The organism is Streptomyces sp. CB01249, assembly GCF_001905735.1.
Lineage (GTDB): Bacteria > Actinomycetota > Actinomycetes > Streptomycetales > Streptomycetaceae > Streptomyces.
In genome coordinates, this window is the sequence record NZ_LISW01000004.1 from 73,434 (window position 1) to 98,317 (window position 24,884).

General features: G+C 71.7%; 26 protein-coding genes and 1 tRNA gene. 21 read left to right on the plus strand and 6 right to left on the minus strand.

All coding sequences use genetic code 11. From position 1 onward, the window contains the following. Positions 1-286: 286 nt before the first annotated feature. Positions 287-1,732, minus strand: coding sequence for a hypothetical protein (locus AMK18_RS19890; protein WP_073863792.1), 1,446 nt, complete (start codon positions 1,730-1,732; stop codon positions 287-289). A 516-nt stretch (positions 1,733-2,248) separates the two neighbouring features. Here AMK18_RS19890 and AMK18_RS19895 point away from each other — a divergent pair. Beyond that, positions 2,249-3,142 carry a phosphorothioated DNA-binding restriction endonuclease gene (locus tag AMK18_RS19895; RefSeq protein WP_073863793.1) on the plus strand — a complete coding sequence of 298 codons (894 nt, stop codon included), beginning with the start codon at positions 2,249-2,251 and terminating at the stop codon, positions 3,140-3,142. A gap of 6 nt (positions 3,143-3,148) precedes the next feature. Here AMK18_RS19895 and serS read toward each other — a convergent pair whose 3' ends face one another. Then, on the minus strand, positions 3,149-4,441 hold the full coding sequence (serS, locus tag AMK18_RS19900; RefSeq protein ID WP_018101774.1) for a serine--tRNA ligase: 1,293 nt from the start codon (positions 4,439-4,441) through the stop codon (positions 3,149-3,151). Between the two features lie 273 nt (positions 4,442-4,714). Between serS and AMK18_RS19905 the strand changes: the two genes are divergently transcribed. The 4 genes from AMK18_RS19905 (at position 4,715) to AMK18_RS19920 (ending at position 8,625) form a co-directional block, all read left to right on the plus strand. Further along, a complete protein-coding gene (locus AMK18_RS19905; protein WP_073863794.1) occupies positions 4,715-6,817 on the plus strand; it encodes a TerD family protein in 2,103 nt (700 codons plus the stop codon). A gap of 93 nt (positions 6,818-6,910) precedes the next feature. Further along, the gene (locus tag AMK18_RS19910; RefSeq protein WP_018101776.1) at positions 6,911-7,531 is read left to right on the plus strand and encodes an HhH-GPD-type base excision DNA repair protein; all 621 of its coding nucleotides are present in this window, start codon (positions 6,911-6,913) and stop codon (positions 7,529-7,531) included. Between the two features lie 69 nt (positions 7,532-7,600). Beyond that, entirely contained in the window at positions 7,601-7,897 is a 297-nt protein-coding gene (locus AMK18_RS19915) for a type II toxin-antitoxin system VapB family antitoxin (protein ID WP_018101777.1), read from the plus strand. 131 nt (positions 7,898-8,028) lie between these two features. After that, on the plus strand, positions 8,029-8,625 hold the full coding sequence (locus AMK18_RS19920) for a LytR C-terminal domain-containing protein (protein WP_018101778.1): 597 nt from the start codon (positions 8,029-8,031) through the stop codon (positions 8,623-8,625). Positions 8,626-8,661: 36 nt separating this feature from the next. Here AMK18_RS19920 and upp read toward each other — a convergent pair whose 3' ends face one another. Beyond that, the gene (gene upp, locus AMK18_RS19925; RefSeq protein WP_018101779.1) at positions 8,662-9,297 is read right to left on the minus strand and encodes a uracil phosphoribosyltransferase; all 636 of its coding nucleotides are present in this window, start codon (positions 9,295-9,297) and stop codon (positions 8,662-8,664) included. Between the two features lie 115 nt (positions 9,298-9,412). On the opposite strand from upp, the gene AMK18_RS19930 reads away from it, so the two are divergent. The 5 genes from AMK18_RS19930 (at position 9,413) to AMK18_RS19950 (ending at position 12,094) form a co-directional block, all read left to right on the plus strand. Next, the gene (locus AMK18_RS19930; RefSeq protein WP_073863795.1) at positions 9,413-9,676 is read left to right on the plus strand and encodes a hypothetical protein; all 264 of its coding nucleotides are present in this window, start codon (positions 9,413-9,415) and stop codon (positions 9,674-9,676) included. Between the two features lie 191 nt (positions 9,677-9,867). Next, the gene (locus AMK18_RS19935; protein WP_073863796.1) at positions 9,868-10,422 is read left to right on the plus strand and encodes a tRNA adenosine deaminase-associated protein; all 555 of its coding nucleotides are present in this window, start codon (positions 9,868-9,870) and stop codon (positions 10,420-10,422) included. Positions 10,423-10,593: 171 nt separating this feature from the next. Then, the gene (tadA, locus tag AMK18_RS19940; RefSeq protein WP_079199320.1) at positions 10,594-11,091 is read left to right on the plus strand and encodes a tRNA adenosine(34) deaminase TadA; all 498 of its coding nucleotides are present in this window, start codon (positions 10,594-10,596) and stop codon (positions 11,089-11,091) included. A 77-nt stretch (positions 11,092-11,168) separates the two neighbouring features. Then, positions 11,169-11,256: transfer RNA gene (locus AMK18_RS19945), tRNA-Ser, on the plus strand. Between the two features lie 175 nt (positions 11,257-11,431). After that, positions 11,432-12,094 (plus strand): class I SAM-dependent methyltransferase, encoded by a 663-nt coding sequence (locus AMK18_RS19950; RefSeq protein ID WP_073863797.1) that lies wholly within the window; start codon positions 11,432-11,434, stop codon positions 12,092-12,094. Positions 12,095-12,104: 10 nt separating this feature from the next. On the opposite strand, the gene AMK18_RS19955 is transcribed toward AMK18_RS19950, so the two are convergent. Continuing rightward, on the minus strand, positions 12,105-12,599 hold the full coding sequence (locus tag AMK18_RS19955; RefSeq protein ID WP_018101784.1) for a TrmH family RNA methyltransferase: 495 nt from the start codon (positions 12,597-12,599) through the stop codon (positions 12,105-12,107). Between the two features lie 93 nt (positions 12,600-12,692). Between AMK18_RS19955 and AMK18_RS19960 the strand changes: the two genes are divergently transcribed. The 5 genes from AMK18_RS19960 (at position 12,693) to AMK18_RS19975 (ending at position 16,920) form a co-directional block, all read left to right on the plus strand. Next, positions 12,693-13,871 carry a DUF371 domain-containing protein gene (locus AMK18_RS19960; protein ID WP_073863798.1) on the plus strand — a complete coding sequence of 393 codons (1,179 nt, stop codon included), beginning with the start codon at positions 12,693-12,695 and terminating at the stop codon, positions 13,869-13,871. Positions 13,872-14,211: 340 nt separating this feature from the next. Then, positions 14,212-14,376: a hypothetical protein gene (locus AMK18_RS34925; RefSeq protein WP_018101786.1), complete on the plus strand. Its 165-nt coding sequence runs from the start codon at positions 14,212-14,214 to the stop codon at positions 14,374-14,376. Between the two features lie 9 nt (positions 14,377-14,385). Beyond that, positions 14,386-14,679 (plus strand): Dabb family protein, encoded by a 294-nt coding sequence (locus tag AMK18_RS19965; RefSeq protein ID WP_018101787.1) that lies wholly within the window; start codon positions 14,386-14,388, stop codon positions 14,677-14,679. Positions 14,680-14,907: 228 nt separating this feature from the next. Further along, on the plus strand, positions 14,908-15,819 hold the full coding sequence (locus AMK18_RS19970) for an RNA polymerase sigma factor SigF (RefSeq protein WP_026171347.1): 912 nt from the start codon (positions 14,908-14,910) through the stop codon (positions 15,817-15,819). Between the two features lie 234 nt (positions 15,820-16,053). Next, entirely contained in the window at positions 16,054-16,920 is an 867-nt protein-coding gene (locus AMK18_RS19975; protein WP_018101789.1) for an RNA polymerase sigma factor SigF, read from the plus strand. Between the two features lie 155 nt (positions 16,921-17,075). Here the strand turns inward: AMK18_RS19975 and AMK18_RS19980 are convergent, their stop codons facing one another. Further along, positions 17,076-17,288 (minus strand): hypothetical protein, encoded by a 213-nt coding sequence (locus AMK18_RS19980; RefSeq protein ID WP_018101790.1) that lies wholly within the window; start codon positions 17,286-17,288, stop codon positions 17,076-17,078. A gap of 249 nt (positions 17,289-17,537) precedes the next feature. Here AMK18_RS19980 and AMK18_RS19985 point away from each other — a divergent pair, with 249 nt between their 5' ends. From AMK18_RS19985 to AMK18_RS20005, 5 genes are all read left to right on the plus strand, one after another. After that, positions 17,538-18,059, plus strand: coding sequence for a MarR family winged helix-turn-helix transcriptional regulator (locus AMK18_RS19985; protein ID WP_018101791.1), 522 nt, complete (start codon positions 17,538-17,540; stop codon positions 18,057-18,059). Positions 18,060-18,082: 23 nt separating this feature from the next. Next, positions 18,083-20,584: an MFS transporter gene (locus AMK18_RS19990; protein ID WP_073863799.1), complete on the plus strand. Its 2,502-nt coding sequence runs from the start codon at positions 18,083-18,085 to the stop codon at positions 20,582-20,584. Between the two features lie 215 nt (positions 20,585-20,799). Then, positions 20,800-21,618: a YceI family protein gene (locus AMK18_RS19995; RefSeq protein WP_073863800.1), complete on the plus strand. Its 819-nt coding sequence runs from the start codon at positions 20,800-20,802 to the stop codon at positions 21,616-21,618. Positions 21,619-21,644: 26 nt separating this feature from the next. Then, a complete protein-coding gene (locus AMK18_RS20000) occupies positions 21,645-22,109 on the plus strand; it encodes a PPOX class F420-dependent oxidoreductase (RefSeq protein WP_073863801.1) in 465 nt (154 codons plus the stop codon). Further along, positions 22,106-23,020, plus strand: coding sequence for an NAD(P)-dependent oxidoreductase (locus AMK18_RS20005; RefSeq protein WP_073863802.1), 915 nt, complete (start codon positions 22,106-22,108; stop codon positions 23,018-23,020). Before AMK18_RS20000 ends, AMK18_RS20005 begins: the two co-directional genes overlap by 4 nt. 4 nt (positions 23,021-23,024) lie before the next feature. On the opposite strand, the gene AMK18_RS20010 is transcribed toward AMK18_RS20005, so the two are convergent. Beyond that, on the minus strand, positions 23,025-23,789 hold the full coding sequence (locus tag AMK18_RS20010) for a TetR/AcrR family transcriptional regulator (RefSeq protein ID WP_073863803.1): 765 nt from the start codon (positions 23,787-23,789) through the stop codon (positions 23,025-23,027). A gap of 218 nt (positions 23,790-24,007) precedes the next feature. Here AMK18_RS20010 and AMK18_RS20015 point away from each other — a divergent pair, with 218 nt between their 5' ends. After that, positions 24,008-24,880, plus strand: coding sequence for an endonuclease/exonuclease/phosphatase family protein (locus AMK18_RS20015; RefSeq protein ID WP_073863804.1), 873 nt, complete (start codon positions 24,008-24,010; stop codon positions 24,878-24,880). Positions 24,881-24,884: the final 4 nt, after the last annotated feature.

The window sequence follows — 24,884 nt, forward strand, 5'->3', positions numbered from 1 at the left end:
GAGCCCCGTCCCCGGCCTCACAGGGCAAGGCACCTAGCCGTCTCAATTCTGCTCTCGTTCGCCGACGTACGGCGCTCGTCGGACGCCCTGCCTGTTTTCGGCTCCGTTCCTCGTCAGGCTGCCACTGTCCCACCCGAGCGCCGAGACGAACGCTTGGAAAGCGTGTTGGGGGCAACCCCTCACGAGTTCGAATCTCGTATCCTCCGCCATTGCTCTCACCGGGCAATACGTCGAAGGGCCCCGCAGCTTGCTGCGGGGCCCTTCGACGCGTTCGGGCTCTGGCGGGTTACTCGTTGCCGATGCGCAGGACCCCGGTGATGGTGCCCTGGTAGATCACGCCGCCGGGGGCGATGGAGCCGACCATCTGGAGGGTGTCGTAGAGGGCGCTCGTGCCGAGGTAGTGGGTGCGGACGGTCTTGCCGGTCGCGGGGTCGATCTCGGCGTAGAAGAACGAGTCGAGGATCGAGGTGGTGTCGGTGAAGGGGAGGGCGGGGGCGCGGACGACCGTGTGGATGAGGCCGTCCGCGGTGGACAGCCGGGGTACGGCCGCCGAGCGGATCCTGGTGTCCCACTTCAGGTCGCAGCCGGATCCGTCCGCGCGTACGTCGACGCGGCTGAGGCCGCCCTTGAAGTCGGCGGAGGCCGGAGTGGACGGGCCCGCGTCGTCGGGGAGCGCGGGGTAGGGGTATCCGTAGGTGCTCGCGACGAAGACGGAGTTGCCGGCGCCCACCGGGGAGTTCTCGCTGCCGCTGCCACCGGTCCGGAGAACGGGGACGGAGCACACCTGGGCACCGGTGTCCGTGCGGTAGACGAGCAGGTTCTCGGTGGGGGCGGCGTTGTCCACGACCGTGAGGTAGTCGGTGCCGGTGCGGGGGCCGAAGAACGTCGGGGTGGAGCCGGTGCCCCAGCTGAGCTGGCCGGGCTTGCGCGCGGGCCCTCGGTCGTACGGTTGCCGCCAGGCGATGCCGGGAACGCCGTCGGCCCCGGCGGTCAGCAGATAGGTGGCCTGTGTGGTCGCGACGGCGGTGCCGGCGGGTGCCGTCGAGATGGAGTTGCCGACGCGTTCCCCGGCGGGGAGCGTCAGGGCGTGGACGGCGCCCGTGCGGTCGTCGGCGGTGCCCACGATGCCGCCGCCGGTGGCGAACCAGACGCGGCCCTGCCAGTCCGGCGAGATGCCGGTGACCGCGTCCCCCTCCGGTACGGCGGACGCCAGCGACAGCGAGTTGGCGACGTACAGCTCCCAGCCACCGGAGGCCGTCCGGCGGTGGGCGATGCGCAGCAGGGCGCGGTCGCCGTCCACCGCGACCAGCCGGTCCTGGTGGTCGAGGTACGCGTAGACCCCGCCGAGCAGCGAGCCCTTGGCGATCTTCAACTGGGCCAGCGAGTCGCCGGTCGCCGGGTCCAGCAGGTGCACGGTGGGGACCTGGCCGAGGATCGGCGTGCACAACGCCACCGGGTATCCGTCGGCGCCGACCAGGACGGTCGGGCAGGCCGACTGCAGGGCGACGCGCCTGGAGGTCAGCGGTCCGGTGCCCGGGCCCGCCAGCGGGGTGGCGTCGGACGAGCCGGTGTCGCCGTGCATGGTCGCGGTGCCCTGGGGCCCCGCGTACGGGTTGTGCGGTGGGAGCGGGTCGAAGACCGTGGCGGCCTGCGCCGGGAAGGCGGCCCCCAACGCGAGCAGAGCAGCAGCACCGAGCACGGCGGCGCGCGGGAACAACGGGAGACGCGGCATGGCGATGTCCAATCGGGCGAGTAACACGCGGGCCGGCCGGGAAGGGGCCGGCTTACGGGACCGGGAAAGCGACGCCCTCGGCCGTCCCGCGTCACTACCCGCGCCGGAGATCGGATCGGGCGGGCCCGGCACGAAACAACGTCCGCGCGGTACGGACCGGAAGCGGTCAGCGACGGGGGCGCGGCGGCGAGGGCCGCGAGGAGAAGAAGGGCCGCCCGCCTTGGGGCGTGCCGGTTACGTCAGCGACACAGCGCGCTGGACTGCCGACAGCAGTCGACGTGGCGACGGATCACCAGCAGGACGGGTGCGTAACCGCTGCCTGCCATATCTGTCATGAACATGGATCGTAGTGTCCAAGTCCCCCTGGGCAAACGCCGTTCCGTATCGCGGACGGTGTACGGAAAACCGGCGTCGATGGGGCTGATCCGCGCCGACAATGGGGCAGCCGGACAGCCCTGTGCCATGATCGGCGGTGTTTCGCAGCGCTTGGCCCTCACAAGGAGATCCGGCTGACGCATGGACTGGCTGGAACGTACCGCGACCCTGCGGCAGTGGACCCGGAGTGGGGTGCGGGCGCCGCACAAGCCGTTGTTGGTGTTGTACGCGCTTGCGCGGTTTCAGCAGGATGCCGCGGGGGAACTGCGGTACAGCTCCGTGGAGGCGGATCTGAAGCGGCTGCTGGATGAGTACGGGCCTGGGCGTGCGACGACGCCCGCGTATCCGTTCCACCATCTCGTGAGCGACGGGGTGTGGGAGGTGCGCACCGATCGCGGGGCGGGGAGTCCCGGCACCGGCGTACGGGAGTTGCGGGCGACGGGGGCGACCGGGCGGCTGGTGCCGGAGTTGCGGGACGCGTTGCGGCGGGAGCCGTCGTTGCTCGGGCGGATGGCGCGGGTGCTGCTCGACCTCAACTTCCCGCCCTCCCTGCACGAGGAGTTGTGCGAGGCGGTCGGGCTGGAGCTCCAGCCGGCCGAGATCGCCGAGGCGGGGGCGGCCGCGCGGCGGGGGCGGGATCCGCGGATGCGGGAGTGGGTGCTGACGGCGTACGAGTACCGGTGCGCGTTCTGCGGGTACGACGGGCGCATCGGCGCGGTGCCCGTCGGGCTTGAGGCCGCCCATGTGCGGTGGTGGGCGTTCGACGGGCCGGACGTGGTCGAGAACGGGCTCTGCCTCTGCTCCCTGCACCACAAGCTGTTCGACAAGGGTGTCCTCGGCCTCGGTGCCGACGACCGCATCCTCGTCTCGCAGAGCTTCGTCGGCCACAGCGCGGCGGCCGGCGCGCACGTCATAGCGCTCGCCGGCCGCCCGCTCATCGGGCCGCAGTCCTCCGCCGCCCCGGTCGCCCGGGACCACCGCGACTGGCACGCGCGCGAGGTGTTCCACGGCGAGCCGCGCGCGGCGGCGGTCTGAGGCCCCTTACGCCTCCGGTGTCCCGTCCGCCGCGATCCGGCGGAAGCCGAGGTACGGGGTCAGGGCCTCGGGGAGCACGAGGGAGCCGTCCTCCTGCTGGCACTGTTCGAGGAGGGCGGCCAGGGTGCGGCCGATGGGGAGGCCGGAGCCGTTGAGGGTGGCGACGAGCTTGGGCTTGCCGTTCTCGTCGCGGGTGCGGATGTGGGCGCGACGGGCCTGGAACGTACCGAAGTTGGAGACCGAGGAGATCTCGCGGTACGTGTTCTGGCTCGGGATCCAGACCTCGATGTCGTACGTGAGCTGCGCCGAGAAGCCCGTGTCGCCGGCGGCGAGCATGACGACGCGGTAGGCGAGGCCGAGCTCCTTCAGGCACGCCTCGGCGTGGCCGACCATCTGCTCCAGCTCCGCGTCCGCCTCCGCCGGGTCGACGATGCGGACCATCTCCACCTTGGAGAACTGGTGCTGGCGGATCAGGCCCCGGGTGTCCCGGCCGTACGAACCCGCCTCGGAACGGAAGCACGGGGTTTGCGCGGTCAGCGCGAGGGGAAGCTCGGCGGGCGGGATGATCTCGTCCGCGTACAGGTTGGTCAGCGGGACCTCGGCCGTCGGGATGAGGAACAGCTCGCGGTCGGCCACCCCGGTCTTGAACAGGTCCTCCTCGAACTTCGGGAGCTGTCCGGTGCCGGTCATGGTCTTACGGGTGACCAGATACGGGACCGCGTGCTCCACGTAGCCGTGGCGGCGGGTGTGCAGGTCGAGGAAGAGGGTCGCCAGGGCGCGCTCCAGGGCTGCGCCCGCGCCGCGCGTCACCGCGAAGCGGGGGCCCGAGAGCTTGGTCGCCCGGGCGAAGTCGAGGATGCCCGTCGCCTCGCCGAGGTCGACGTGGTCCTTCGGCTCGAAGGAGAACACCGGCGGCGTGCCCACGCGCCTGACCTCGACCGCGTCCGCGTCGCTGTCGCCGTCCGGGGACTCGTCGGCCGGGAGGTTCGGAATGCTGAGGAGGAGGTCGCTCAGCTGCTCCTGGACCTGCTCCTGGTCCGCGTCGATGTTCCGGATCTCGTCCTTCAGCTCGCGGGCCCGCTCCTTCAGCTTGGTGATGTCACCGCCCTGACGCGCCGTCTGCTGGACCTCGCTCGCCACCCGCTTGGACTCCGCACGCAGCTCGTCCGCCGAGCGGATGTTCTGGTTCCGCCGGGACTGGAGCTCCTCCAGCGCGGGCAGGTCCAGCGCGTAACCGCGACGAGCGAGCCGGCGTACCGCTTCGGCACCCATGTCGATCAGGGCGCGGGCATCATGCATGAGGAAGATCCTTCTGGTCCGGCGAACGGGTCGGTGCGTTGTGGGACCGACGGTAGCAATGAGCGCACCGCGCGCGACCCGCAATATCTGCGGGGCCACCTCACCGGCTCCGCGGGGACCGCAATCGGACTTCACGATTCCTTCACGGGTAGTCCATACGGGGGATACGGTTCTCCCGTGTGCGGCGAGTTGCGCTGCGTCACGGAACAACCTGCTGCCGTCGCCAGGGCGCGACCCGACGCGGCCGCGCGTCTGGGGGACTGCATGCGTGAGATGACCAAGGGTGCCAACGTCGGGCTGGCGGACCTCAGCGACGATGCCGGCACGGTCATCGCGAGCCTGAGCTGGAGCAGCACCGCCGGGGACGGTGACGCGGACGTGTCCGTGCTCCTGCTGGACGCCGGGGGCAAGGTCCGGGGCGACGCCGACTTCTTCTACTACAACAACCCCTCCGCGGCCGACGGCAGCGTGCAGCTGCTGGGCAAGACGCCGACGGACGGCGGCAGCGAGGACCGCATCAGCCTCGACCTGACCGCCGTCCCCGAGGACGTCGAGCGCCTGGTCGTCGCCGCGAGCCGGTACGGCGGCTCCCGCTTCGGCGACCTGGACGACCTGCGGATGACCGTCGCCGACCGGTCCGGCGAGGTGCTGCTCGGGTTCTCGATCGGCGACGCGTCCGTGGAGAGCGCCTTCATCTTCGGCGAGCTGTACCGGCGCGGTACGGAGTGGAAGTACCGGGCCGTCGGCCAGGGTTACGAGACCGGGCTCGCCGGACTCGCCACCGACTTCGGCATCGACGTGGACGACGAGGGCGAGAACGAGTCGGCGGACGAGGGTGCGCACGCGGTTGCGGACCCGGGTGACGGGGAAGGCGCCGCGCCCGCCGTCGAGTTCGCCGGTGCCGCCCAGCCACTCCCTGACGGTTCCTCCCAGCCGCTCCCCGCTGTTCCCGCGCAGCCCGGCCCGAAAACCTCGGCGGTCGAAGAGCCGCCGGCCGCCCCCGCCCCCAAGCGCCCCCGTGCCCGTACGGCGAAGAAGAAGGTGACCCTGCCCGCCGTCGCCACGAAGTCGCTCGCCGAGAACGACTCCTGGCGGGCCGCACGGCTCTTCCCCGCCTCGAACCTCAAGAGCGACAAGGAGCGCGAGGTCCGGGCGACCTCCGTGCTGCTGTCCGTGATGGCGCAGGTGCCGGAGTTCGGGCGCCGGCTGACCGCCGCCTTCGGGGCTCCCGCGGGGCGCATGCAGACCTTCACCGAGGTCTCCCTCCCGCACGGCGAGACCCCGAAGCGTCCCGACGGGGTGATCCGGGTGGAGCGGGCGGGGAAGCTGTGGACCGCGCTCGTGGAGACGAAGACCAACGGGAACGCGCTGAAGTCGGAGCAGGTCCAGAACTACATGGACATCGCCGCCCGCCGCGGCTACGAGGCGGTGATCACGCTCTCCAACGACGTGGCGCTGGAGGGCAGCCCGCTGGTCGAGGTCAAGACCGACGGACGGCGCAAGCACAAGGTGGCCCTGTGGCACCTCTCGTGGGCGGAGGTGGCGCACCAGGCCCAGATGCTCATCCGGCACGAGGGTGTGGGCAACGCCGCCCACGCGTGGCTCCTCCAGGAGCTGCTGCACTACCTCCAGCACGAGAACTCCGGCTGCCACGGCTTCCAGAACATGGGCCCCTCCTGGGTGCCCGTGCGCAACGGCATCGACGAGGAGACGCTCAGCCAGGGCGACCCACGCGCCGTGGAGGTCGTGGAGAGCTGGGAACGGCTCATCCGCCAGGTCTGCCTGCGGATCGGCGGCGAGCTGGGGCAGAAGGCCCTGCCCGTCCAGCGCACCCCGCGCGGCACCACCGCCCTCTCGCGGCGCGCCGCGCACGCCGACCGGCTCTGCGAGGAGGGGCGGCTCGCCGCCGAACTGCGGGTGGACGGATCGCCCGGCACCATCACGATCGTCGCCGATCTGCGGACCGGGAAACTGCGCACCTCGGTGGAGATCCCGGTGCCCGAGGGGGGCTACCCGCTGACGTCCGCCAAGCGCCTGATGCGGCAGCTCGCCGAGGCACCCGCCGATCTGCACGTCGAGACGCTGGTCGAGGGGCAGAAAGGCCCCCGCGGCACCCTGGAACGCCTCCGTCCGGAGCCGGGCGACGTGCTTCCCCGCGACGGCAGCCGGATCACGGGGTTCCGGCTCTCGCTCTTCAAGAGCATGGGCGCCACGCGGGGCAACGCCGAGACCGGGTTCATCCGCAGCGTCGACAACGCGGTGGACCGCTTTCACTCGCACGTGATCGCCCACCTCGCGCAGGCCGAGCGCCGCACCCGCCGCACACCCGCCCCGGAGCCGGAAAGTACCCCGGTCCCGGCGCCCGCGGGGGCCTGAGCCGACCCCCGCTGACCGGCAAACGGCTGCAAACCGCTCGGTCGGCGGTGGTTGTGCTGGCCGTCGCCCCCGGCGCTCGTCATGATGCCGCCCATGACCAAGAGCGACGATGGCCGAGACATCACCCTCCGGATCGCCCAGGAGCCGGCGGCGGACGAGCTTCTCGCACGCAGTCCGCTCGCCGCCCTGGTGGGCATGCTGCTCGACCAGCAGGTGCCGATGGAGTGGGCCTTCGCGGGCCCGCACGCCCTGGCGCAGCGCATGGGCAAGGATGATCTGGACGCCCATGAGATCGCCTCGTACGACCCGGAGGCGTTCACCGGACTGTTCACCGCCAAACCCGCGCTGCACCGCTATCCGGGCTCGATGGCGAAGCGGGTGCAGCAGCTGTGCCAGTTCCTGGTGGCGCAGTACGACGGTGAGGCGGCCGCCGTATGGACCGATGCCGCGACCGGGGCGGAGCTGCGGCGGCGGCTCAACGCCCTGCCCGGGTTCGGTACGCAGAAGGCGCAGATCTTCCTCGCGCTCCTCGGCAAGCAGTTCGGGGTCCGGCCGCCGGGCTGGCGCGAGGCGGCGGGGCCGTACGGGGAGGAGGGCTCGCACCGGTCCGTCGCGGACATCACAGGCCCCGAGTCACTGGCCGAGGTGCGCGCGTTCAAGCAGGAGGCCAAGCAGGCGGCGAAGGCCGCGAAAGCCGCGGCGAAGGGCAAGTGAGCCTTCTTGTACGCGGCGTGGTGGCAATCGTGGCTGCGCCCGGTGGCTCCTGACCGGTAGGCTTTCCGTGTGATCTTCAAGCGCATCGGAAATGGGAAGCCTTATCCCGACCACGGCCGGGAAAGCACCCGGCAGTGGGCGGATGTCGCGCCGCGCCCGGTCCGCCTCGACCAGCTCGTGACCACCAAGGGACAGCTGGACCTCGAAACCCTGCTCGCCGAGGACTCCACGTTCTACGGCGACCTCTTCGCGCACGTCGTGAAGTGGCAGGGCGACCTCTACCTGGAGGACGGGCTGCACCGCGCGGTCCGTGCCGCGCTCCAGCAGCGCCAGGTGCTGCACGCCCGCGTGCTCGAACTCGGCTGACGCCCCGGAGCCCGTACGGGGTTCGTTCGGGTGTTTTCCCACCCGGACGGGTGCGATCCATTGATCATTTAGTAGGCATCATCACCGGGTCGCACTACGCTGCGCCCATGAGCATGCTCACTCCCCCCGGCATGGGCGGAAAGTACCGCATCACGGGTGACAAGTACCCCCGCATGCGACGCCCCCGCCGCCGCAGCAAAGTGGTCCTCGCGACCCTCGCCTCCGTGGTCGCCCTCGGGCTGGCCGGATGGGGCACCTTGCAGCTCATCGATGTCTTCACGGGCGGCGACAAGACGGCCAGCGCCGCCGACCGGACCGAGCGCTGCCCGTCCCCGGAGGCGTCGAAACCCGCCAAGGTGCTGCCGCAGCCCGCGAAGATCACGGTCAACGTCTACAACGCGACCACGCGCGGCGGTCTCGCCAAGGCGGCCGCCGACGAGCTGAAGAAGCGCGGGTTCAAGATCGGCGAGGTGGGGAACGCGCCCGCCGCGTACGACAAGAAGGTGGCGGGTACGGGCATCCTGCTCGGCGCCCCGGCCGCCAACGACGGCACGTTCCCGGTGCTGGGCGCCCAGCTGCCCGGGGCCACGACAAAGACCGACGCCCGCAAGAACGGGGCGGTCGATCTGATCATCGGCAAGAAGTTCACGGCGTTCAGCAAGCCGCAGACGGCCGCCGCCGCGCTGTCCGCGCTGACGAAGCCCGCCCCGGCGCCCTCCTCCTGCTGAGGACGGCGCCGAGCGGGGGCGTTCGCGCGGGAGTGCCTAGTCGACGGTGCCGTACATGCGGTCGCCCGCGTCGCCGAGGCCCGGCACGATGTAGCCGTTCTCATTGAGCCGCTCGTCGACCGAGGCGGTGACCACGGTGACCGGCGTCCCGGCGAGCTCGCGCTCCATGACCTCGACCCCCTCCGGGGCGGCGAGGAGCACGACCGCGGTGACGTCGTCCGCGCCGCGCCTGATCAGCTCCTGGATGGCCGCGACGAGCGTGCCTCCCGTGGCCAGCATCGGGTCCAGGACGTAGACCTGGCGGCCCGAGAGGTCGTCGGGCATCCGGCTCGCGTACGTGGACGCCTTCAGCGTCTCCTCGTCGCGGATCATGCCCAGGAAGCCCACCTCGGCGGTCGGCAGCAGCCGGACCATGCCGTCCAGCATGCCGAGACCGGCCCGCAGGATCGGGACGACCAGGGGGCGGGGGTACGACAGCTTCACGCCGGTGGTGGGTGTCACCGGGGTCTCGATGTCGACCTGTTCGGTGCGCACATCGCGGGTGGCCTCGTACGCGAGCAGGGTCACCAGCTCGTCGGCGAGGCGCCGGAAGGTCGGGGAGTCGGTGCGCTTGTCGCGCAGGGTGGTGAGTTTGTGCGCGACCAGCGGGTGGTCGACGACGTGGATCCGCATGACTCCCAGCGTAGCCGCGCCTTCCGCACCCGTGCGCTGGCATCATCCACACGTTCGGGGGGAAGGTGGTGGCATACGGACCCAGCGACGCAGCCAGCTTGGGGGTGAAGAGCCGATGGCCGACGGGGCACAGAGCGCCGAGGACCCCAGGAACGCGCGGACTCCCCGGAGCACACCGGACACCCCCGACGCACCGGACTCCCCCGACGCACCGGACTCCCCCGACGCGGCCGAGACCGACGCACAGCGCCGCCGTCGGCGCGCCCAGTTCCTCCGCGAGCTCCACGAGGCGAAGGCGCTGCGCGACCGGGTGCAGCCGCGGCGGGTCAAAGCCGCCCGAATGCGCCAGGCCATGCGGATGCGTACGTTCCGCTGGTAGCCCCCCGGCCTGCGGAAAAGCCGCTGGTGACGGTGGTGGAGAGAACTGATGGCCGACTCAACCGCCGAACTGCTCTCGCGAAGCGCCGGTTTCTGTCACGATGCCGATTGGGCGGGACGCAGGGCAGCCGGAGCACCGACTGCTCCCCGCCCGGACCGGCCCTTGGCCCCGAGACCAGTGGGAGAGTCACGGTGTACTTCGCCGCACTGCTCGCGCGCACCGAAGACGGGTGGGAAGCGAGCGACACGGAGCTCGACGATGTGGAGACCCTGTCCGACCTGACGGATCTGGCCCGTGACGCCTCGGTTGACGAGGACACGGTGCTCGTATTCATCGAGCAGGAGGACGCCTGGTTCGGCGTCGTCCGGGTGGACGGTGAGGAGGACCCCCGGATCTACGTCTCGGACGCCTCCGCCGCCGCCCGCTCCTCGTACGGGGAGATCCTGCTCACCGACGAACTGCTCGGCCGCGAACCAGGCGCCGAGGACACGATCGCCGCCCTGGAGGAGCTCGTCGGCCTCGACGGCACCGAGGACGGCGAGCCCGAGACCACCGCCGCCAACGACGATGACGATGACGACGAAGGGCCCTCCGCGGGCGTCGTCCCGGCCGGCCCGATCGGCGACTCCGGGGTCCTGTCCGACCTCGGGCTCCCCGAGGCCGAGCTGCTGATGCTGCGGACGGACGCCCTGGCCGAGATCGCGGACGCCCTCGGGGCGGCCGAGGTGCTGGAGACCGTCCGCTAGGGTCTTTCCTTTGGATCAGGCCGGAACAGGGAGCGGGCTCTGGTGCCGTGCATCGCAAGGCGGAGGATTGAGGCAACGCGGAGCGTTGGTGATTGACGACAACGCCGCGAGGCGCGGTGCCAGAGCCCGCGAGCCCGGCCTGGTCCAAAGGAAAGACCCTGGGGTCCGCGGGTGACCGAAGCATTCCGTCCGCACGCCCCGGACCTGCCCGATCCCGTACGGGACCCGTGGCGGGCGGTGATGCGCCGTGCCCTGGCCGAGGCCGACCGTGCGGCGGCGACCGGTGACGTACCGGTCGGCGCCGTCGTCCTCGGCCCGGACGGCGCGCCGCTGGCCACCGGGCACAACGAGCGCGAGGCGACCGGGGACCCGACCGCGCACGCCGAGGTCCTGGCGCTGCGCCGGGCCGCCGCCGCACTCGGTGAGTGGCGCCTGTCCGGCTGCACCCTGGTGGTCACCCTGGAGCCCTGCACGATGTGCGCGGGCGCCCTGGTGCAGGCCCGGGTGGACCGGGTGGTCTACGGCGCCCGGGACGAGAAGGCCGGTGCCGCCGGCTCGCTCTGGGACGTCGTACGCGACCGCCGCCTCAACCACCGCCCCGAGGTGGTCGCCGGGGTCCTGGAGGCCGAGTGCGCGGCCCCGCTGACGGCCTTCTTCCGGGACCGCTGACCTGGCCGGGCCGGGGTGCGGGGCGTGGTCCCGTAACGGATTTCGGCGTACGGCCAACATGGTCTAAGCTCTCTCTCGGTAGCGTGTCCGAGCGGCCGAAGGAGCTCGCCTCGAAAGCGAGTGTGGGGAAACTCACCGAGGGTTCAAATCCCTCCGCTACCGCCAGCGAGAACCGCCCCCGAACCGTGTGAACGGATCGGGGGCGGTTTTGCGTGTGCCCGCGTCCGGTGCCGGTTGGTCACCGGGCCCCGTGCTGGGGGATCATGCCGGGGGCGGCGGGACGCCCGCCGGGGCCGGCCGCCGCCGTCCGGACAGCCGAGAGAAGAAAGCACTGGCCGTGATGCAGATCGTGCGGGGCAAGAAGCTCGAAAAGGCCGCCGAGGGTGAATTCGAGCGGCTGGTCCAGGAGAGTTCCCGGGTCGTCGTCGATGTCGGTACGGGGGACGCCCGGGCGTCCTATCGCATCGCCAAGGAGAATCCGGACTGGCTGGTCGTGGGCGTGGACCCGGCCTGGCAGCGGATGACGCAGACCAGCATTCGCAGCCGCCGCAAACCCGCCAAGGGCGGCGTACCCAATCTGCTGCTCGTGAACGCGGCGATCGAGAATGCCCCGGAGGAGCTGCGGGGGGCCGCCGATGAATTGCTGGTCCTGATGCCGTGGGGGAAATTGCTCCACGGTCTCGTGCGGGGCGACGAGGACATCTGGAGCGGCCTTCGTACGGTCGCCAAGCCGAATGCGCCGCTCACGGCCACGGTCGGCACCAGCATTTGGCGGGAGCCCGTGCCACGGGACATCCAGGGCCTTCCGGAGCTGACCCCTTCGTACGTCGAAGAGGTGCTCGGCGAAAGGGCGCTCGCCGCCGGCTGGAAGGTCACCGGTTTCCAGCTCACGAAGGCCGAGGACGCCGCCGCGGTCTCCTCGTCCTGGGCGCGCAGGCTGGACTCGGACAGCACCGAGGTCATCGCGACCCTGACGGCGGTCACGGCCGGACCGGAGGAGTGAGCCCGGCGGGTCAGCCCGTCGGGAACTGCCTGCAGTACTCGTACATGGCCATGGCGCCGGCCGTGGCGACGTTGTAGCTGTGCGGGGAGCCCCAGACCGGGATCTCCACGCACTCGTCCACACACGCGAGCTCGTCCTCCTTGAGGCCGGTCCGCTCGTTTCCGAGGACGATGACCGACTTACGGGGGAAGCTGATCTCGTGCAGGCTCTTCGAATTGGTGGCCTGTTCGAGCGCGATGATGGTGTAACCGTCCTCGCGCATCTTCTTCAGCACCGGCGGAAGGCTCCGGCGCATTTCAATCTCGACGTTCTCGGCACCGTCGCGCGCGATCTTCGGGTCGAGTTTCACATTGCCGCAGGCGATGATCCGCTCGACTCCGCAGCACCCCGCCGTGCGCACCACGCTGGACAGATTCACACGGCTGCGAAACGCCGAGCACGCGATGACGAGCTCGCGGTTACGGAGCAGAGGGGTGCCCGGCTTATGGCGGAGGTGTTCGAACATGCCGGGAAGTCTACTGGGCCACCGCCGGACCGCTCCGCGCCCGCGGACTACGATGACCGGTCCGGACAACGCACCTAGGCCCTGGAGAAGGCAATGAAGATCCACGCCCGGGGCCACGGACACGTCCGCGCCACCCACGCCAAGACCCTGGAGTTCACCGGCGAGCGGGAGATCACGCCCCGGGCGACCTGCGTCGTAGGGGTGGCCGCCGCCTTCGACCAGGAGGGTCTGGCCCTCCTGCGCGGCCCCGTCGCCGTCCGCCTCGCGGCCGGGCCGCACGTCGCGACCGGGACCGCCGTCGTCAACCCGCACCACGAGGTGACCGACCGCCTGGTGCTCCGGCGCAGCGACCACGCCTCACCGGACACCTTCGCCTTCCGCAGCACCCTGGTGGCGAGCGACCTCGACCCGGACTTCGTGGCCGCGCTGGGAGACCCGGCGACCGAGGTGACCCTGACGCTCACCGAGTCCGGGCCGCGCCGGCCGCTGGTGCTCGTCCACCGCCGCGGCCTGCCCGAACCGGAGGGGCGCCCGGGGCTGCTGTGGCGCGCGGCGGACGCCTCGGTGGACCTGGACGCGGCGCGCGTCCCGGACGAGGCGCGCGCGGCCCTCGCGGACGGCGGGGTGATCGCCGCGTCCGTCTCCGGCCCGTTGGAGGGCGTCTCGCAGGCGGCCGGGGCGTGGCTGGCCGACGCGGCGGCTCAGGGGGCCCGGTTCGAGGTGACGGGCGACGCGACCGGGACCGTACCGGCGCTGCTCGCGGCGGGCCTGCCGGTCGCTCCGGTGGTCCACCTGGGCCGGACCGACCGCCGGGCGCTCGCCTCCGCGCCGCAGGCGGAGCTGCTGCGGACGGCACCGGCCCCCGTGGTGTTCCGGGCGCCCGCCGCCGATCTCGCCGTGCTCGCGGAGGTGCTGGCCGGGTCCGCCGAGGACCGCCGGATCGCCGTGCCGGACGGGCATGCCGATCTCGGGCACGGGGTGAGGTGGCTGCCGCTCTCCGAGGCGGCCGAGGCCGTCGGGGGCGAGGAGGAGGGCGTGTTCGTCCTGGCTCCGCCGGAGCGGGCCGCCTGGAACGTGGACTTGCGCCCCCTGGTCCCGCTGCTGGTGGAGCAGGGGGTCACCGCGCGCACCCTGAGCACGGTGCTCCGCCCGTTCGGGATCAGCCGGCGGGACCTGTACGACGCGCTGGGCGATGCGCCGGCTTCCCCGAGCGCGGGCCCGGAAAACCCGAGCACGGGCCCGCGAAACAAGGGCTCGCGCGACAAGAAGTAGGAGGAGGGGGAAGCGGCATCGGGGGGATGTGCCGCTTCCCCCGGTCACGGGGCCTGCCGCTCCTTGCCGCGGTCGGGGGAGGCCACGGCATGGTCCCCGGCAGGGGTCCCGTTCCCGGCCCCCCGGAGTCCGAGGGGCTCACCTTCCATCCTGCCTCGCCGGGACCCCCTCGCGGGCGGACCAAGGGCCCCGATGCGCGGGACGTTGGTCCCTGGCCTCCGGGGCCGTGGTCGCGGCCCGGGACGGAAACGGCCGATGGATCCGCGCATACGTGTGGATAGACTCGCCCGACCGCACAGGGGATCGAAACCGCAGGGGATCGAAGGGGAGTCAGGGGCCGATGGTGCAAGCGAAGAAGATAGCTCTCTACGTGATTGTCGTCTTCGTGCTCTACACGATCATCAACTCCCCCGCCCGGGCCGCGGACCTGGTGCAAGTAGGGTTCGAGGGCATCGCGGACGCCGCGCAGGGCGTCGGCGACTTCATGTCCGAGCTCGTCAACTAGGGGTACCGCGTGATCCGCCATCTGGTCCTGTTCAAGCTGAACGACGGCGTCGAGCGGGACGACCCCAGGGTCGTCGCGGGTGCGGAGGCGTTCCGGGCACTGGAAGGGACCATCCCGGAGCTGGAGTTCTGGGAGTGCGCCTGGAACATCACCGACCGGCCGATCGCGTACGACTTCGCCATCAACTCGGCGGTCGCGGACGAGGCCGCGCTGAAGCGTTACATCGAGCACCCGGACCATCAGGCGGCCGCCGGTCAGTGGCGTGAATTCGCCACCTGGGTGATCGCCGACTACCCGTTCTGACGCCTTCGGCCCTGCGAGCCCCTCACCGCGACGGTGAGGGGCTTTTCTTTGTCCCAGGACCCGATGGACGCCCGGCGCACGTTTTAAACCCGGGCAAGGTCAACACGGCGCTATGGGGTGCTTGCACATAGTGGTCATGTCTTGTGATGCTATGACCGCTTTTGACGGACGGATTGACTGAAGTTGACCGCAAGCCGTAGTTGTTGACCGCGAAGGGGTGGCGTCATCGTGCCGGCCAGTACAGCGCCTCAAGTGCCTCCCCAGGTCCACCAGGCGGCACCGGCCGCCCCGCCCGCCGGGCCGTCGGCCCAGCCGCCGGGCCAGGTGCAGACGACGGTCCACGAGACCCCCGACGAGACGGCCGCCCCCGCCCGGTCCCGGACCGCCGACACCAGGGCGCTCACCCAGGTGCTCTTCGGGCAGCTCAAGAACCTGGAGCCGGGCACCGCGGAGCACGACCGGGTGCGCACCGCGCTGATCGAGGCCAACCTCCCGCTCGTGCGGTACGCCGCCGCGCGCTTCCGCAGCCGGAACGAGCCGATGGAGGACGTCGTCCAGGTCGGCACCATCGGGCTGATCAACGCGATCGACCGCTTCGACCCCGAACGCGGCGTCCAGTTCCCGACGTTCGCGATGCCCACCGTGGTCGGCGAGATCAAGCGGTACTTCCGGGACAACGTGCGCACCGTCCACGTCCCCCGCCGGCTGCACGAGCTCTGGGTGCAGGTCACCGGCGCCACCGAGGACCTGACGACCGCGCACGGCCGCTCGCCCACCACCGCGGAGATCGCCGAGCGGCTGAAGATCTCCGAGGACGAGGTGCTGGCCTGCATCGAGGCCGGGCGCTCGTACCACGCGACCTCACTGGAGGCCGCCCAGGAGGGCGACGGGCTCCCCGGCCTCCTCGACCGGCTCGGCTACGAGGACCCGGCCCTCGCGGGCGTCGAGCACCGGGATCTGGTCCGGCACCTCCTCGTACAACTGCCCGAGCGGGAGCAGCGGATCCTGCTGCTGCGGTACTACAGCAACCTGACGCAGTCCCAGATCAGTGCCGAACTGGGGGTCTCTCAGATGCATGTGTCAAGGCTCCTGGCCCGGAGTTTCGCCAGACTCCGATCCGCAAACAGGATCGAGGCGTAACCGAAACGGGTAGACCGTTCCCGGGGCGTTTCCCGGGGCCCAAAAGCCCCACACCCCTTGTTAACTGCGCAGACTCCCCCTGGACTTGTCGACAAGTCACTACAGCGTGTTGCCGACATGTGACATTCTGCGGGAAGTGAGTTTGCCGCAGCCCCGCCTCCGGTATTCAGGTGGAGGCTGCGTTCCTCCGATGGTCGTGGCCACCGCGACCGTCCGCGACCTCAAGGGGGTGGCATGTCCGAAGAACAGGGCAGCTCGAAGGTGCTCACGCTCGAAAAGAGCGAGCCGGCACCCGTTGCGCTCACCAGCTCGCCGGAAGCCATCGACACCCGCACGCTCTCCCGCTCCCTGTTCCTGCGGCTCGCCGCGCTGGGCCCCGCCCCGGGTCCCGGTGGGACCGACAGCCCGGAGCGTGCCTATGTGCGGGACACACTCATCGAGCTCAACCTGCCCCTCGTGCGGTACGCGGCGGCGCGGTTCCGGAGCCGTAACGAACCGATGGAGGACATCGTCCAGGTCGGCACCATCGGCCTGATCAAGGCGATCGACCGCTTCGACTGCGAACGGGGCGTGGAGTTCCCGACGTTCGCGATGCCGACCGTCGTGGGCGAGATCAAGCGCTTCTTCCGCGACACCTCGTGGTCGGTGCGGGTGCCGCGCCGGCTCCAGGAGCTCCGGCTCGCCCTCACCCGGACCAGCGACGAGCTCGCGCAGAAGCTCGACCGCTCGCCGACCGTGCCGGAGCTGGCCCGGGCGCTCGGCGTCTCCGAGGAGGAGGTGGTCGACGGTCTGGCCGTGGGCAACGCCTACACCGCCTCGTCGCTGGACTCGCCCGCCCCGGAGGACGACGGCGGCGAGGGCTCGCTGGCCGACCGGCTGGGTTACGAGGACACGGCGCTGGAAGGCGTCGAGTACCGCGAATCGCTCAAGCCGCTGCTGGCCAAGCTCCCGCCGCGTGAGCGCCAGATCATCATGCTGCGGTTCTTCGCCAACATGACCCAGTCGCAGATCGGCGAGGAGGTGGGCATCTCGCAGATGCACGTCTCCCGTCTGCTGACGCGTACGCTCGCCCAGCTCAGGGAAGGGCTCATCGCGGACTGAGTCCGCACCCGCCTCACCACCGGCCGCCGGGGCCTCCTCGGCGGCCGGTGCGCGTTCCCGTACGGCGGCGGCCGCACACCGAAGCGCCGCCCCCTCGCGGATCGGCGAGGAAGCGGCGCGAAGACGGATGCGGGCCGGGGCGCGTGACGGGTCGGTCAGCCGAACGCGAGCCAGGCGACCGCGCCCAGCACGATGACCACCGCGACGATCCCGGCGATCAGTCCGGTCCTCGGACCGGAGGAGACGGCGGCGGGCTGCTGCGCGCGCTGCGGCTCGCCCTCGTCGACGAAGGCGCGGAACATCTGGGTGCTGCCGGCCGGGTCGTAGGAGCCCTCGGGACCCTGCGGTGCGTGGGGATTGTGTGCCATGTCGCAGGACCCTAGCGAACTCGGGCGAACGGCCCAACCCCCGGGCGCCGCCCGCCGATCCGCCACCGGTGTGGCGCGTACCACATCGGCCTCTCCTCTACCGCAGACACTGCGGGTTTGACCAGGACCAGGCGCAGCCTTTTGCGTTCCTTTACTCCCGCAAGCCCCTTTTCGTTTGCCTGCAGCAACCAACGGCTTCTATGGTTGCCCTAAGCAACAAGATGACCGGTGAGATTGTCTGGGGGTCCCGTGGCCGCACGGAGTCAGTACGAAGAACTGGCCCGGCAGCTGAGCGCCATCGGGGCCGTCAAGCGAGGTCTCGCCCGCATCCTGCCCGCCGAATGCCCCGGTGGCTCCGCCGCCGTGCTGACTCTGCTGAGCCGGCACGGGGAGATGCGGATCAGCCGGCTGGCCGAGCTCCTCGCGGTCGACATGTCGGTGACCAGCCGGCACGTCGCCCACGTGGCGGAACGGGGCTGGATCGAACGGTTCCCGGACCCGGCGGACAAGCGCTCCCGCATCCTGCGGCTGACCCCCGCGGGGGAAGGGGTGCTGGAGGACCTCTACCGCCGGTCGACCGAGATGTTCGCCTGCCATCTTCAGGATTGGTCCGACGACGAGGTCGGACAGCTCAACACGTTGCTGGCCCGGCTGCGCGACAGCTTCTCCTGTCGCGGCACCGGAGGGTGCGCCTCCGGGAAGCACAGCGGCGAGTGCCGCTCCCGTCAGGCCGACGGCCACGACGGCTCGTACACCCGTACACCCGCGTAACAGAAGCAAAGACAAGGACTTACATGGCTACGACCACACCAACCGGTGTGCGGGGCGGCCACGCCAAGCACGGGGGCCACGACGCCTCCGACGGCACGCCGATGACACACCGGCAGATCATGGAGGCACTTGCCGGGCTGCTGCTCGGCATGTTCGTCGCGATTCTGTCGTCCACCGTCGTCTCCAACGCCCTGCCGGAGATCATCTCCGACCTGGGCGGCGGGCAGAGCGCCTACACCTGGGTCGTCACCGCCTCGCTGCTGGCGATGACCGCGACCACCCCCCTGTGGGGCAAGCTGTCCGACCTGTTCAGCAAGAAGCTGCTGGTCCAGATAGCCCTGATCATCTACGTCGCGGGCTCGGTCGTCGCCGGACTCTCGACCAGCTCGGGCATGCTCATCGCCTGCCGTGTGGTGCAGGGCATCGGCGTCGGCGGTCTCTCCGCCCTCGCCCAGATCGTCATGGCCGCCATGATCGCCCCGCGCGAGCGCGGCCGTTACAGCGGCTACATCGGCGCGGTCTTCGCCGTCGCCACCGTCGGCGGCCCGCTGCTCGGTGGCGTCATCACCGACACCAGCTGGATGGGCTGGCGCTGGTGCTTCTACGTGGGTGTGCCGTTCGCGGTCATCGCCCTCATCGTGCTCCAGAAGACCCTGAAGCTCCCGGTCGTCAAGCGCGAGGTCAAGGTCGACTGGACCGGCGCCTTCTTCATCAGCGCCGCCGTCTCGCTGCTCCTCCTGTGGGTCACCTTCGCGGGCGACAAGTACGACTGGATGTCCTGGCAGACCGGCGTGATGCTCGCGGGCTCCCTGGTCCTCGCGCTGCTCTTCGTCTTCACCGAGTCCCGCGCCAGCGAGCCGATCATCCCGCTGCGGCTCTTCCGCAACCGGACCATCACGCTCGCCTCGCTCGCCTCGCTGTTCGTCGGTATCGCGATGTTCGCCGGCACCGTCTTCTTCAGCCAGTACTTCCAGCTGGCGCGCGGCAAGTCGCCGACGATGTCCGGTGTGATGACCATCCCGATGATCGGTGGTCTGTTCCTCTCCTCGACCATCTCCGGCCAGATCATCACCAAGACCGGCCGCTGGAAGGTCTGGCTGGTCAGCGGTGGCTTCCTGGTCACCGCCGGTCTCGGCCTGCTCGGCACGATCCGCTACGACACGACGTACTGGCACATCGCGGTCTTCATGTTCGTCATGGGTCTCGGCATCGGCATGATGATGCAGAACCTGGTGCTCGCCACGCAGAACCAGGTGGACCCGAAGGACCTCGGTTCGGCCAGCTCCGTCGTCACCTTCTTCCGTTCCCTCGGTGGTGCGATCGGCGTCTCGGCGCTGGGCGCCGTCATGGCGAACCGCGTCACCCACTACGTCAAGGACGGCCTCGCGGACCTCGGTCCGCAGGGCGCGGCCCTGGGCCACGGCGGCACCGGCGGCGGGGGCATCCCCGACCTGGACAAGCTGCCCGCCCCGTTCCGCACGGTCATGGAGGCCGCCTACGGGCACGGCGTCGGTGACGTCTTCCTGTACGCCGCTCCGGCCGCGCTGCTCGCCTTCCTGATCACGATCTTCATCAAGGAGGTCGCGCTCAGGACCCGGGCCGGCGGCGACGCCCCGGCGCAGGCCGACGCGCCCGCCGAGGCCCCCGCCGACACCGTCACCGAGGCGGTCGCCGAGGGCGCCGCCGGAGTCACCGCCGTCGACACCACCGAGGCGGCCCCGGTCGCCGAGGCCGAGGCCCCCGTGGACTTCGCCAAGGGCGGCACCCCCGTCAGCGGTGTGGTCCGGGGTGCCGAGGGCGCGCCCGTGGCCCGGGCTGCCGTCACGCTGATCTCGCTCGGCGGCCGGCAGCTGGGCATCGCCGCGGCGCAGGCCGACGGGAGCTACGCGCTGGCCGCCCCGGGCGCCGGTTCGTACGTCCTGATCGCGTCCGCCGACGGCTTCCAGCCGCAGGCGTCCACCGTGGTCGTCGGCGACGAGCCGCTGGCGTACGACATCCTCCTCGCGGGGACGAGCGGCCTGGCCGGCACCGTGCGCGCCGCCGAGACCGGCACGCCGGTCGCGGACGCCATGGTCATCGTGACCGATGTGCGCGGCGACGTCCTGGCCACCGGCAAGTCCGCCGAGACGGGCGACTTCGCCTTCGGCGAGCTGGTCCCCGGCGCGGTGACCGTCGCGGTCAACGCGGCCGGCTTCCGCCCGCTGGCCCTGCCGGTCGAGATCGGCGGCCAGGGCGTCACCCGGGTCGACGTCGCGCTCCGGGCCGGTGCGCTGGTCCAGGGCGTCGTGCGGGCCGGTGCGAGCCGCCGCCCGCTGCCCGACGCCCGGGTCACGCTGGTCGACGCGGCCGGCAACGTGATCGCCAACTCGACCACCGGGGAGGACGGGGCGTACGCCTTCGCCGACCTGGACGCGGGCGAGTACACGGTCATCGCGACCGGCTACCCGCCGGTGGCCGGTGCCCTGACGGTGGCCGGTCACGGGGTCGACGGCCACGACATCGAGCTCGTCCACCCGGGCGAGTAACCCACGCGGTCCGGGGTGGATCCCGGGCCCGTACAAGACCCCTGGCGGGGGCAGCGCTTTTCGAGCGGAGGCGCCGCACCGGCCGGTGGAAATGGGCCCCGGCGGCGGGGACGGCAGGCAGGGGACGGCCTGCCGTCCCCGCCCCGGGGCCCGACTCATTGAATGACCCGGTCCGGTGGACGGACGACGGGTCATGAGCAAGGAGAGAGAACGGGATGGGACTTCGCGCACAGGTACGGACGCGGGACGGCTGGGCCGTGCAGCACGCGGTCGTGACGGTCACCGACATGACCGGCACCCAGGTACTGCGCGCCGCCGCAGACGAGGCCGGGGCGGTACGGGCCGACACCCCGCTGTCCGCGGGCGCGTACACGGTGATCGTGACGGCCGTCGGGTACGCCCCCGCGGCCTCCACCGCCCTCGTCACGGCGAGCGGCACGGTCGAGGCGGGCACGGTGGTGCTCAGCCGCCAGGGCGGTGTGGAGCTGCCGCCGCCGGGCGCCTGGTCGCTGGACCCGGCGCACTCCTCGGTGGGCGCGGTCGCCCAGCACCTGGGGATCTCCAGCGTGCACGGCCGGTTCACCGCGTTCGGCGGGCGCATCGAGATCTCCGAGGACGTCCAGAGCTCCCGGGTCGAGGCGGTCATCGACGCGTCGAGCATCGACACCGGCAACGGCATGCGGGACAAGCACCTGCGCTCCCCCGACTTCCTGGACACCGACCGGTTCCCGGAGATCACCTACCGCTCCGGCGGGCTGACCCCGGCCGGCCCCGACCGCTGGACCGTGCACGGCGAGCTGACGATGCGCGGCGTGACGCGGCCCGTCGACCTCGACCTGAGCTACCTCGGCACCGGCCCCGACCCGTGGGGCGGGGTGCGCGCGGCGTTCAGCGCGACCGCCGAACTGCGCCGCGAGGACTTCGCCATGAACTACAACCAGGTGGTCCAGGCGGGCATCGCGGCGATCGGCACCACGCTCCGCGTCGAGCTCGACATCCAGGCCGTGCAGGGCGATTCCCTGCCCGCCGTCTGACAGCCCTCCGCCGTAGGGTCGGTTCCATGGCACCCAACATCGCAACGAACACCGCCGTGGAACTCGACGCCCTGCTGGACTTCGTACGGCCCCGGCACCGGGCGATCCTGCTGACCACCCGGGCCGACGGCCGCCCCCAGGGCTCCCCGCTCACCTGCGGCGTGGACGACGCGGGCCGGATCGTGGTCTCCACGTACCCCGAGCGCGCCAAGACCCGTAACGCCAAGCGCGACGCACGGGTCAGCGTGATCGTCCTGTCCAACGACTGGAACGGGCCCTGGGTCCAGATCGACGGCTCGGCCGAGGTCATCGACGCGCCGGACTCGGTCGAGCCGCTGGTCGAGTACTTCCGGAACATCTCCGGCGAGCACCCGGACTGGGACGAGTACCGGGCGGCGATGGTGAAGCAGGGCAAGTCGATCATCCGGATCACCCCGGAGCGCTGGGGCCCCGTCGCCACCGGCGGCTTCCCGGCCCACCTCGCCCCGTGATCTCCCCCGCCCTGCTCGACCGGGCCCGGATCGTCGCCGGGCCCGAGGTCGGCGAGGCCGCCGTGCGCGGGCTGGCGGCGGCCACCGGGCGGCCCGTCGAACGAGGCCCCGGTGAGGGCCCCTTCGTGTACGTGGGCGCCTCGCTGCCCGACGCGGTGCGCGGGGCGGACCTGATCTGGTTCCACAGCGTCAACGCGGGTACGGACGCCCTGCTGCGTCCCGGGCCCTGGCCGGACGGTGTGCTGCTGACCCGGACCGTCGGCCGGATGGGTGAGCGGATCGCGCAGTACGTGCTGGGCTGGGTGCTCGCGGAGTGCCAGTCGGTCCCGGAGTTCGCCGCCCAGCACGCCCGCGCCGAGTGGCGGCGCATCGACTCCGAACTCGTCGCCGGACAGACCGCCGTGGTGCACGGAATCGGCCGCATCGGGTCCGCCGTCGCCACGCTGCTCCGGGCCTGTGGCATCCGGACCGTGGCCGCCGCCCGCACCCCGCGCCCGGTGCCGCCCGGCTTCGACGCGGTGGTCCCGGCGGACGAACCGGTGGCCGCCCGCTGGGTGGTCGCCGCGCTCCCGCTGACCGGGGGGACCACGGGCTACTTCGGGGCGGACCGGTTCGCGGCGATGGGCGGGGCGACGTTCCTCAATGTGGGGCGGGGCGCGACGGTGGATCTGGGGGCGCTGGAGGGGGCATTGCGCTCCGGGGCGGTGGGGCGGGCGGTGCTCGATGTACTGGCTGACGAGCCGGCGGCGCCCGGGGACGCGTGCTGGCGGCTGCCGCGTACGGTCGTCACCTCGCACTCCGCGGGGATCACGGCGGACGAGGACATCGTCACGGACTTCGCGGCGTGCCTGCGGGAGGTGGCGGAGGGACGGGCCCCGGCGCTCGGGGTGGACACGGGGCGCGGCTACTGAGCCCTCAGCGGGTGCGCTCCCGCATCGCGTCGATCCCCGCGATCAGCAGGTCCAGCGCGACGGCGAAGTCGCGCTCGCGGATCTCCTCCACGGAGGCCCCGCCGCGCGCCGCCATCAGGCCCGGCGAATCCTCCACGAAGCCGTCGAGCCGGGGCTGCTCCTGGATCGCCGCCCTCGCCTGCCGGACGTACTCGTCCTGACTGAGCCCCGCCTCCGCGCTGCGCCGCGCGAACCGGCCCTCGGCCGTGCCGAATCCGTACACGAACTGGAAGACCGCCGCCAGCGCCCCGCCGTGGCTCTCCGGGGGCAGCCCGGTCGCGCGGATGACGTCCCGCACGGTGCGGGTCACCAGCAGCGCGTGCGGGCCGAGGTTGAGGAAGCGGCCCGCGAGCGGCGAGACCCAGACGTGCCGCACCAGCAGCCCCCGGTACGCCGCCGCGACCGCGCGCAGCCGGTCCTGCCAGGGGGCGTCGGCGGGCGGCGGCGCGATCTCGCTGTAGACCGCGTCGAGGGCCAGTTCCAGCAGGTCATCCTTGGTGTCCACGTACCAGTACAGGGACATGGCGGTCACGTTCAGCTCGGCGGCCAGCCGGCGCATGGAGAACTTCGCCAGGCCCTCGGCGTCCAGCAGCCGGACCGAGGCCGCGGTGATCCGCTCCCGGTCGAGCCCGGCCGGCTGGGCCGCCCGGCGGGACCGCGCGGGCTGCCTGGTCTCCAGCCACACGCTGGACCGGACAGGGTTCTTCACGCGGTCGGCCGCGGACACCATGGCGCACTCCCTCGTCTCGCCGGCGGGACGGACGGACCGGCCGCATACCGCCTGCCCACGAAACGGAGGCTTACGGTCCGGCAGGTCCCGCCCGATGCTATGCCGCGGTCGCGGCCGGGCGGCGCGGGATCGCGGTGGGTGGGGCGTACAAGTGTCTTCTCGTGGGTACGGTGCCGGTCGCCGCATCGGATACGACCTGCCCCGGAAGCTGGAGTGATATGTCACTGCGTCGTCGTACGGTGGAAGTCCTGGTGGCCGCAGGGTTGTTGGGGGCCGCGCTCGCGCCTCCCGCGACGGCGGCGGGGCACGGGCGGGCGCCCGGGCAGTCGGTCCCGCTGCGCGTCGCCACGTACAACATCCATGCCGGGGCCGGCATGGACAACGTCTTCGATCTCGACCGGCAGGTGGCCGCGCTGCGCGCCCTGGACGCGGATGTGATCGGGCTCCAGGAGGTGGACGTCCGCTGGGGCGACCGGAGCGAGTGGCGGGACCTGGCGGCGGAGCTGGGCAGGCGGCTGCGGATGCACGTCTCCTTCGCGCCGATCTACAGCCTCGATCCGGTGGAGGAGGGCGGTCCCCGGCGGGAGTTCGGCGTCGCCGTGCTGTCCCGGTACCGGATCGTGAGCGCCGAGAACCACGATCTGACCCGGCTCTCCACGCAGGACCCGAACCCGGTCCCGGCGCCCGCGCCCGGCTTCGGCGAGGTGGTGCTGAAGGTGCGCGGGCTGCCCGTCCATGTGTACGCGACGCATCTCGACTACCGGGCCGACCCGTCCGTCCGTGTCGCCCAGGTCGCGGACACCCGGCGGATCATGGCTCAGGACCAGGCGCACGAGCGGCGTCCGGTGCGGCAGATCCTGCTCGGCGACTTCAACGCGCCGCCCACCGCTCCGGAGCTGGCGCCGCTGTGGAAGGAGCTCACCGACATCGAGCCCGGCGGGCCGACCTACCCGGCGCTGAATCCGGTGCAGCGGATCGACTATGTGGCGGTTTCGAAGGACACCGTGCGGGTACGCGGCGCGGCGGTGGCCGAGGAGACGATCGCCTCGGACCACCGCCCTGTCGTGGCCGATCTGTTGCTGCGGCGCTGAGTTC